This window comes from Phyllobacterium sp. (assembly GCF_037994405.1).
Taxonomy (GTDB): Bacteria; Pseudomonadota; Alphaproteobacteria; order Rhizobiales; family Rhizobiaceae; genus Phyllobacterium.
The window spans coordinates 1-9,496 of sequence record NZ_JBBNAN010000387.1 but is presented as its reverse complement, the minus strand read 5'-3'; the positions used below and the strand labels follow the sequence as shown (position 1 = coordinate 9,496).

The following is a 9,496-nucleotide window of genomic DNA, read 5'->3' as shown; positions in this document are numbered from 1 at the left end:
CGGTCGCATCGCCGCTGGCAAAAGCCCGGTCGGCCATATCGGCATCTTGCAGAATATCTTCCCGATCCCGGAGCGAGACAATGGCGTTGTGAAGCGGATTGAGGGCATCAATCCGGTTAAGGAACGCCGTCACGATTTCGCGTGAAGAAACGCTTCCTTTATTGACAAGGCGGCTCAACCGGGCTGCCCCGAGCTTGGAGAGTTCGTTCAACTCATGTCTCCTTGACGGTCGATGAAGCCTACCACTGCATATGGCTTGGATTGCCAAATCACCATGCCAGGGCCCTTCGTCCAAAGGCAATACCACTGCGCGAATCTGAACAGCATGCGCGCGGTATCCGGTTGCGCCTGCTGTTCATGTGCTGTCAGCGCGCCAGCCTCGCATTTAGAAGCGCACTCGCCCTGGCAATCAAATGTTCTCTGACCGAAGTAGATCATGCGCTGTCTGGAGAAATTTGGCTGCGACCGGGTCGTGATTGATCCTGTACATGATGTACACATCCGCCTTGGGAGCTGGAGCGGTCAGCGGGCGGTAGACAACACCTGGACGCGAGAGATTTTTGATGCATTCCGGAACAAGTGCGACGCCAAGCCCTGCAGCAACCAGGCTTGTCAGTGAATACGATTCGACAACTTCATTTGTAATGTTCGGCACAAACCCGCTCGCCACGCAGCAATCCTGCAAATATCGCGCAAATCGGGAATCTGCCAATCTAAGGAATACAAAGCTTTCCTTGTTGAGTGCGCTCAATTCGATTTCTTCGAGCGCCGCTAACGGATGGTGTTCAGGCAGCACAACGCCAACGTCCTCGGGCCATACCACCTCGGTAACAAGGTCGGGATTGTGACTTGGCTTGCGTAAAAAACTGAAATCAGTGCGATGCGCAAGCACGGCGGCTTCCTGTTCGAGCGGACCCATTTCGTGAATGCGAACCGAAACACCGGGGTAAAGAGCACTATATGCCGCGACAAGTGTCGCCAATCGCCCGAGTAAAACCGAACCGGTCGTGCCTATATTGAGGGTCCCCACCCTTCCGGATCCAACGTCGCGCGTCTGATTGGTCGCGTGCTCGACCTGATCGAGTATGGTCCTGGCATGATTGTAGAAAATCGCGCCGGCGGGAGTGAGTTCGACATGGCGACTTGAGCGATCAAACAGCCTCATGCCCACCTGCCCTTCAAGATCTTTGATCTGTTGGCTGAGAGGCGGCTGAGAAATGTTCAATTTCTTTGCTGCAGCAGTGAAGCTCGCCGCCTCGGTTACGGCAATGAAGTAACGCAAATGCCGCAGTTCCATGACGGCTCCTATTAGCAATATGAAAAACGTCTTAATCGGGTCATATAATATATTGGACATATCGTCGACCATGCTCATAGTTACATGATCGCAATAACAGGGGCCAGCGCTTGCAGACGATGTCCGTCGACGATGTCTTGGCAATGACTCGTCTGAACGCAAATATATCCGCGGAACAGTCAAAAAGAATCAAACGAATTGATCTCAATCCCGGAGTATCGATCGTTTTCAACGCGTCAGCGCGGATGACACTCCGCCGATATTCGATCGCAGCTGACAACGACTTTTGGGAGGAAGCAGATGTCGACGTTCACAAGGTCCTTGTTTGGACAAGTTATCACCGCACTCGTTCTTGGCATCCTGGCTGGGATATTGTGGCCGCAGTTTGCCGTTCAGTTAAAGCCGCTCGGTGATGGATTTATCAAACTCATCAGGATGGTCATCGCACCCCTGGTTTTTGGCGTGGTGGTGCATGGCATTGTCAGTGCTGGCGATTTGAAGAAAGTCGGCCGAGTTGGCCTGAAGTCGCTGATCTATTTTGAGGGGGTGACAACCCTCGCACTTGCACTCGGCCTCTTGGCGGCGCATTTCTTTGGTCCCGGTCATGGAATGAACGTCAATCCGGCAAGCCTCGATGCCACCGCCATGAGTTCGTACACCGAAAAGGTCGGTCAGGTTACCAATACGGTTGAGTTCCTCCAGCGCATTATTCCTACCACGGTCGTCGACGCCTTCGCCAAGGGAGACGTTTTGCAGGTTCTTCTGTTTGCCGTCTTGTTCGGCGCGGGACTTTCGCTGATTGGAGAACGCGGCAAGCTGATTACAGATGTTATCGATCAAGCCACCCAAGTGCTTTTCAAAGTCATCGGATTTATCGTCCGGCTGGCTCCGATCGGTGTCTTTGGTGCAATTGCATATACGGTGGGTAAATACGGAATCGGATCCCTGCAGCAGCTTGGTTATCTTGTCGCGCTCTTTTACGCGACCGTATGCGTGTTTGTTTTCGGCGTTCTGGGCCTTATCTTGAGAATGGCTGGGTTCAATATTTTCAAGCTTCTGGCGTATCTGCGTGAAGAATTGATGATCGTCCTGGCAACGGCGTCCTCGGACAGTGTGTTGCCGCAGATCATGCGCAAGCTTGAACGGCTTGGCATCAAAGACTCAACTGTCGGCTTGGTTATCCCGACGGGATATTCCTTCAACCTTGACGCATTCTCGATCTATCTGACCTTGGCTGCGGTATTTATTGCCCAGGCCACAAATACGCCACTTGCCACGGGCGATCTGCTGTTAATCCTCGGTGTGGCGTTGCTTACTTCAAAGGGAGCGCATGGCATTCCAGGGTCGGCGATCGTCGTCCTCGCCGCTACGCTGTCAGCCATTCCCGTCATTCCGGTGATCGGGCTTGTTCTCGTGCTTTCGGTCGATTGGTTTGTTGGAATTGGCCGAGCCCTCGGAAACCTCGTCGGAAACTGTGTTGCCACCGTTGTCATTGCGGTTTGGGAAGGCGATATCGACAAAAAGCAAGCATATCGTGTCCTGAATGGGCAACCGACTGACGAGTTCGATACGCCCCTGGTCGAATTTGAACTGGCTGTTTCGACCAGCAGCGATGCAGGAACGTTACTGAAATCCTAGCTTAAGGCTTGGGCGGTTCGAACTGACGGTTCGCCAGACGTTCGGGCCGTGCAATAGCTCGGCCAGACACAGTATTTGCAAACCTATTCCATCAACCCGGCAAGAGCCTAGCGAGCCGCTGCCTACGACTGTTAAAGAAGTTTTATCATGAAACAGAACCATTATTACTGCCAGCAAGGGGGACATCCGCCACAGTCGAATCTGCTTACGGACAGGGCGATCTTTACGGATGCCTATGCGGTCATTCCGAGAGGTGTGATGCAGGATATCGTAACGAGTTACCTGCCGTTCTGGAGCAATACAAGGCTGTGGGTGCTTGCTCGTCCCTTGTCCGGCTTCGCCGAGACCTTTTCCCAATACATTATGGAAGTAGGGCCATCGGGTGGGAGCACGAAACCAGAGGTTGATCCGCGAGCAGAAGGGGTACTTTTCGTGCTCGATGGAGAATTCCTTCTGACAATCTCCGGAAACGATCATTTGATGAAACCTGGAGGTTATGCATTTATTCCTCCGGCTTCTGAATGGAGCGTAAAAAATGTTGGCCCAGCCCCGACCCGATTTCATTGGATCCGCAAGATTTACGAAGAAGTAGAGGGAATTTCCCGTCCTGAAGCATTTGTCACAAATGAAATGGAGGTGGCACCAACACCAATGCCGTCTACAGACGGCAAGTGGTTGACCACACGCTTTGTCGACCCCGCCGACATGCGCCACGATATGCATGTCACGATTGTAACCTTCGAGCCGGGAGCGGTAATTCCGTTCGCGGAAACGCATGTCATGGAACATGGCCTTTATGTATTGGAAGGTAAAGCGGTCTACCGGCTTAACGCGGACTGGGTTGAGGTTGAAGCGGGCGACTACATGTGGTTGCGCGCCTTCTGTCCGCAGGCTTGTTACGCCGGTGGACCGGGCAGATTTCGCTACCTGCTCTATAAGGATGTCAACCGCCACATGTCACTCGGCAGACCAGGCGGATCATTCTAAGGGGAAATGATACAGCTCGAACTGCTGCTTGAACGTCTTTCTCATCAGCCTCCCGGACGGTGGCAATAATCGAGATGGGCTGCCACAAAGCCGCCGGTATTAGACGCTGTCGCCAAGCGCTTGGCGCAGTGACTACGGCCTCAGTCAGAGCCATTTGCACATACTATTTGCCGATGGCCGAGAAATGGGCATTGGCAGATCGATGCAAATTAAATTTCATTCCGTAGCGTGGAGGACATCACAAGCCAGTTGGAATAATGTCATGACCGCTTTCGAAGATGAGCCGGCCAAAATAAACTGCCTGCAGTCGCGGCCGAATAGTCGAAGGAGCGATACTGCCCCGATGGCCCGCCGATAACGGCAGGCTTTCAAGTTGTACTCGCTTAGCTCGAAAGGAAATTGAGATATCGGAGCGGATCATACAGATCGCAACATCTACAATAAATTCGGGAAGGCTACTTCAAACAAGCGATCAAAGAGTACTGTCACCAACGCACCATTGTCCCCTCATCGTTGATACAGGCCGCGCTGGCGACGTTTGTGGATCAACAAGCAAGGTTAAGGTTGTTCGGCACCGCAGAACGACAAATTTTTCTATTTCGGGAGATCACCATGGCCATCCACTTCAATCATACGATCCTTTCGACCCACGATAGCAAGGCATCGGCAACATTCCTGGCCGAAATGCTCGGTCTCCCAGCCCCGCGCCGATGGGGGCCGTTTTATATGGTCACCACCGAAAACGGCGCCAACCTCGACTACATGGATACCGATGGCGATATTACTCCGCAGCACTACGCATTTTTGACCAGCGAAGGCGAGTTCGACGAGATCTTCGGCAGGATCCAAGAACGGGGCCTTGCCTACTGGGCCGACCCTGGTCAAACTCTACCGGGCAAGATCAACCACCACGACGGCGGGCGTGGCATCTATTTCAAGGAACGGAACGGGCATCTTGTTGAAATTATTACGCGCCAGTATGGCAGCGGCGGCTGGAATCCTTAACGATTTAGATTGTTGGGGTGTGATGGTTATGAACAGATCACGGATCCCTTTGCGCAGCTCATTCTCGACCAGAGTATCCCAGCATGGAAGGAAGGGCGCGTCTAACCCACGCTAATGCGCTAGCAAGCCGGCGCACTCCTCGGCCGAACCAGACTTTCAGGCGGTTGGAACTCCGATCTGGAACAAAGCCTTGGGACGTCTGCTGATCGTATCGATCCCACGTCCCGGCGAGTAAGGCCGGCGCGACAAGATAGAGGATGGTGGCGATCGTCACGACGCCAGTGAACCCGACATGCATTGCAAGCAGTGCGGCGAGGATCGCGCTCAGCACCGACGCACAGCCATTGATCCCCCACGCCCAGGGAATAAACGCCTGCGAGTGTGCGCCGACGTGGCCGAGGCCGAGGGGGAACGGCATGCCCATGAAGACGGCGAGCGGCGCTATAAGGAGGAGTGCGATCGCGATCTTCGCGGCATCCTGGAGTGCCAGCAGCCGTTCGAATATTAAGGGCAGCGCGAGCAGGTAGGTGGCAGAAAGGAATGCGATCATCACGACAGCGAATGCAATGCCGCGTACCGCCGATCCGCATCCGACCGCCGCCATCCAGCGTGGGGCTACGGCGCTACCGAGACCGGCGAAGGAAAGGAAACCCGCAAGCACAACAGCGACAGCGTAGAGCGGATGGCCAAGGAACAGCACGAAGCGCTGGATGAAGGCAATCTCGATGAAGAGGAAGGCCAGGCCCAAGGCAAGGAAATAGAGCCCGAAGCGCAGCCGGTGTACGGCTCTCCCGAGTGCGCGCCGGCGAAGCCAGAGCGGTAGCAGGATCAGAACAGCGCTGAGGATCATGGCCTGCACGAGCGTCGTCACCAGGATCAGGTAGCCCCAGTCGAGCATCGCTGCCCCACCTTGGGTGCGCAGCGTCAGGAGTTCAGGCAGGGCGCGCCAGCGGAAAAAGTCGAAGAAATAGGGCCGATTGTCAGTGGCCGGTGCAATATCGAACTTGTAGCGCTCGGTGAAGTCGGCTCGCTCAGGGCCTAGCAGAGCAAGGGCTCCCTCGTAGAGATATTCCTGGTCGAGTTGGTTGTAGCGGTTCACGTCGCTCGTGGAGATGCCTGGCGCCCAGGAGATGTCAAAGAAATTCTCGGCCGCGAAGCCGCGGATGGCTGCGACGTCTCCGCCCGTGAACGGCGACTTGGCGACGAGCAAGGTTGCAGTGTTCCAGCTCCGGATCAGCGCCAGGTGCCGGCCTGGCTCGGCCGCGCCGTCCGCTTCAAGCGCTACGGTAGCAGTGGCGAACAGCTTGAGGACGTCGCGCGGCGGCACCCGCAGCCATCGCGTGATGGCGATGATCCCATCCGGTCTCAGCACCGCTAGATAATCCCGCAGAGCCTCCACGGTGTAGGTGTAGTTCTCATGCATGCTCTGCACGCCGGCCGCGGCCGCGCTGAAGGAGTCAAGGAGCGGTATCTGGATCAGGTCGTAACGCTCGCCAGTAGTTGCAGCGAAGGCGCGCGCGTCGGCTAGATGCAGATGCACGTTCGGTCGGTTGAAGATGCCGCCGACGAAGTCGGCGAAGCGATTCCGAGCCAGGTCGATCATCTGCGGGTTGACCTCTACAGCATCCACGCTATCGGCTCCGGCGCGCAGCGCCAGCAGCACCTGCTCGCCGCCGCCGGCACCGAGGATTAGCATTCGCGGCCGCTCAAGGATGTGGTACGGGAGCGCCGCCGTTGTCCGGTCGAGATAAGCGACCGTCGCCGGATCGCCGCCATAGGCGGTGATCGCCGTAATACTATCGCCATCGGTGAAGACGGCGAGTTGCGCGGGCGGCTCTTGGGTGTTGGCGAGGCTAAGGCCCGGCGCGTACCGGAAAGGGACGGTCGGGCTCTCGACGACCGTCAGCAGTCCAAGCGGGCTCGATCGCTCCTCCACCACCCGCGCGTTCGGCACTTCGAGAGCCATGCGGAGGCCCTTGTACTGCGACATGTGCGGGCCGTGGGCCGTCCAGGACGGTGGTAGCCACACCGCGATGACCGCGGCTGCAAGCCCGAAGCTACCCGCGACGAGCCATCGATGGCGAGTCATGCCCGTCGCGGCGAGGGCAGCTGCCGCGAATCCCAGCGCTGCGACGAAGCACAGCGCCACAGAGGGAAAGACTAGGAACAAGAGTGCGACGGTGCCCAGCGCACCGATCCCTGCGCCGACTAAGTCGAAGGCATAAACGCGTCCGATCTGGCCAGGATAGCGGCTGAAGGCAAGGCAGATACAGGTTGCACCGAAAAAGAACGGCAGGGTCAGGAGAGCATAGCTGGCTGCCAGCCAACCGAGCTGCCGCGGATTCCAGACGATCTCGAGCGCGTTGAACGGCAGGCGTTCGGCACCGGCGAAGCTGGCAACCGCAGTAATGGCGAACAGCGCTGCCGACGCTGCGAAGGCGGCCGGGTACCGCTCCACCAGGGGGCGGCGGGCCAATGCAACGAATGTACCGCTCGCGCCGAACCCCAGGAGCGCGATGCTTATGATCATATAGGCAAAATAATGCCACTGAATGATCGAGAAGAGCCGCATCAGCAGCACTTCGTAGGCAAGGGTCGCCGCCGATATGAGACTGACCGGCAGCAGGCGCCCTGCTCTCATCGGGCCCTGCCTCCCCTCAGCGGCACAAAGCTCACCGGCAGCAGCTGCCGGGTCGTTATGCTTCCGTCCCGTCGCTTCTCGACCAGCATGAGAAACTGGGTCGCGAAGGGACCTCCCACGGGGACAACCATCCGCCCCCCTTTGGCGAGCTGTTCGACCAGCGGCGGCGGGATGTAGCTGGCAGCGGCAGTCACCACGATGCCGTCGAAAGGCGCGTGCGCAGGCCAACCATAGTAACCGTCGCCTACCTTCACCTCGACATTGTCGAAGTGGAGCTGCGCCAGTCGGGCGGCCGCCCGTTCGCCCAGTTCCGGTATGATCTCAATCGAGTATACCTTCGCTGCGAGCGGCGACAAGACGGCTGCCTGATAGCCCGAACCAGTGCCTATCTCGAGGACAACGTCTCCAGGCCCGACGTTGATCAGGTCGGTCATCAGCGCGACGATGAAGGGCTGCGAGATCGTCTGACCGTATCCGATCGGCAGTGGCCGATCTTGATAGGCCGCGCCGCGCTGCTCCTCGGGCACGAAAAAGTGGCGCGGCACCTTCCCCATCGTCTTCAGCACTGCCGGATCGATGCCCGAGCCCTCGACCGCCGACGGCGCCGAGCTGGCGTGCAATTTGATCGTTTCGATCATCGCCGCACGTTCGGCGAGGCGATCCTGAGCGGACGCGGACGTCGAGACCACGGCGGCAGCGCTTGCGAGAACCGCGGCCAGTAACGCTCGGCACTGGGCTAGTGGACGCATGACCTCTCTCCCGGCTATAACGCCGAGTATAGTGGCAGCGGAGGCAATTTTGAACAAACTTCGCGGCTCTCCGCTGCTCTCCAGCTCAGTAATTTGCAGAACCTTCACCCTCGCGGGGCAACGGCCCCGCCCGCCCCTAGTCGCTCGGAAGAGCCCGTTTCCGCTCTGCAGATAGCCCCAGTAAGTTCACCGCCCGCTTGACATGAAGGTCACGGCGCAATCTGGAGTTCGCCCGTGAGCTCGCTAACAAGGCCGTGCGCAGCATCGATCCGCACGTGTACAAGGGCGCCAGCAAGCAGTTTTTAACTCGCCTACAGCGAAAGGAGCGCAGGTTTTATCAGTCCCGCCACGAGTGACCCGGCAGACACCGCCAATGTCATCATTCGACCGCCGATCGCGTGGGCGCGTGCGGCGCTTGCCGGGCTCGCCCTTCAATGGGTCGTGTCCTTACCGTTCATGCCAGCCTCAGTGCCCGCGGGCCGGGTCGGTGGGCTGGTGTTCGTCCTCGCACTGGCGCTGGTCGCCTGGGCGATCGCCACCATCACCAAGGCCGGCTCGAACGTGCCCACCAGCATGCCGACCACTAGTATCGTCGAGACCGGACCCTACCGCTTCACGCGCAATCCCATCTACCTCGGCATGTTTCGTGGGCTCGTCGGTCTCGCCATTGCCTTCGACAGCCTTTGGCTGCTCGGTACGCTCGTGCCCTTCGCCCTCGTAATTCGCTACGGCATGGTGGCCCGCGAGGAAGCCTATCTCGAAGGCAAGTTCGGCGACGCCATTACCACTACCGCACCCGCGTGCGGCGCTGGTTGTAGCGCCTGGCAGCAGATCGATCCCGAGGTGGTGGACCCTGAGCGCGCCGACAGGTGCTCGCAGTTTCCGTTCGCCGGCCTTCTGCCGATCTCGGAAATCTGCACCCTACGCTTGCTGAGCGACAAGCCATGTAGAGGCTATTGGGGTCATAGCACCAGCGGACTAGAGAATTATCGATAAGCGCTTTCCAAGCTCCGGTCGGCCGCTTGTGAGATATGGTCGTGGCGACGGATGATTTCGCAGATGCGTCAACCTAGACTTGATGGTACTGAAGGCAAAGTCCGATTTCCACCCGAATGCACATGGGCGAAAGACTGTAAGTTGAGAATCTGTTAGCTCTTTTCATAGGAATAGATGCCAATG

7 protein-coding genes and 1 pseudogene are annotated in these 9,496 nt (G+C 57.7%); 4 read left to right on the top strand and 4 right to left on the bottom strand.

What is annotated here, in order from left to right; all coding sequences use genetic code 11:
• Together AAAC48_RS21565 and AAAC48_RS21560 are read right to left on the bottom strand one after the other, a co-directional pair.
• Positions 1-211, bottom strand: a pseudogene (locus tag AAAC48_RS21565) (amidase); the annotation flags it as partial.
• Positions 212-409: 198 nt separating this feature from the next.
• Positions 410-1,297: a LysR family transcriptional regulator gene (locus tag AAAC48_RS21560; RefSeq protein ID WP_340656156.1), complete on the bottom strand. Its 888-nt coding sequence runs from the start codon at positions 1,295-1,297 to the stop codon at positions 410-412.
• Between the two features lie 300 nt (positions 1,298-1,597).
• Between AAAC48_RS21560 and AAAC48_RS21555 the strand changes: the two genes are divergently transcribed.
• From AAAC48_RS21555 to AAAC48_RS21545, 3 genes are all read left to right on the top strand, one after another.
• Positions 1,598-2,935, top strand: a complete 1,338-nt coding sequence (locus AAAC48_RS21555; RefSeq protein ID WP_340656155.1) for a C4-dicarboxylate transporter DctA — start codon at positions 1,598-1,600, stop codon at positions 2,933-2,935.
• A 147-nt stretch (positions 2,936-3,082) separates the two neighbouring features.
• A complete protein-coding gene (locus tag AAAC48_RS21550; RefSeq protein WP_340656154.1) occupies positions 3,083-3,922 on the top strand; it encodes a bifunctional allantoicase/(S)-ureidoglycine aminohydrolase in 840 nt (279 codons plus the stop codon).
• Between the two features lie 540 nt (positions 3,923-4,462).
• The gene (locus AAAC48_RS21545) at positions 4,463-4,927 is read left to right on the top strand and encodes a VOC family protein (RefSeq protein WP_340656153.1); all 465 of its coding nucleotides are present in this window, start codon (positions 4,463-4,465) and stop codon (positions 4,925-4,927) included.
• A gap of 58 nt (positions 4,928-4,985) precedes the next feature.
• Here the strand turns inward: AAAC48_RS21545 and AAAC48_RS21540 are convergent, their stop codons facing one another.
• Together AAAC48_RS21540 and AAAC48_RS21535 are read right to left on the bottom strand one after the other, a co-directional pair.
• Complete coding sequence (locus AAAC48_RS21540; protein ID WP_340656152.1) at positions 4,986-7,568, bottom strand: SAM-dependent methyltransferase; 2,583 nt, start codon at positions 7,566-7,568, stop codon at positions 4,986-4,988.
• The gene (locus tag AAAC48_RS21535) at positions 7,565-8,317 is read right to left on the bottom strand and encodes a protein-L-isoaspartate(D-aspartate) O-methyltransferase (RefSeq protein ID WP_340656151.1); all 753 of its coding nucleotides are present in this window, start codon (positions 8,315-8,317) and stop codon (positions 7,565-7,567) included. The genes AAAC48_RS21540 and AAAC48_RS21535 overlap by 4 nt, the downstream gene beginning before the upstream one ends.
• 495 nt (positions 8,318-8,812) lie before the next feature.
• On the opposite strand from AAAC48_RS21535, the gene AAAC48_RS21530 reads away from it, so the two are divergent.
• Entirely contained in the window at positions 8,813-9,313 is a 501-nt protein-coding gene (locus tag AAAC48_RS21530) for an isoprenylcysteine carboxylmethyltransferase family protein (RefSeq protein WP_340656150.1), read from the top strand.
• The last annotated feature ends 183 nt before the right edge of the window (positions 9,314-9,496 follow it).

Coding starts and splice junctions, on each gene's coding strand:
- AAAC48_RS21560 (WP_340656156.1), bottom strand. CDS start 1,297: ATGGAACTGCGGCATTTGCGTTACTTCATTGCCGTAACCGAGGCGGCG.
- AAAC48_RS21555 (WP_340656155.1), top strand. CDS start 1,598: ATGTCGACGTTCACAAGGTCCTTGTTTGGACAAGTTATCACCGCACTC.
- AAAC48_RS21550 (WP_340656154.1), top strand. CDS start 3,083: ATGAAACAGAACCATTATTACTGCCAGCAAGGGGGACATCCGCCACAG.
- AAAC48_RS21540 (WP_340656152.1), bottom strand. CDS start 7,568: ATGAGAGCAGGGCGCCTGCTGCCGGTCAGTCTCATATCGGCGGCGACC.
- AAAC48_RS21535 (WP_340656151.1), bottom strand. CDS start 8,317: ATGCGTCCACTAGCCCAGTGCCGAGCGTTACTGGCCGCGGTTCTCGCA.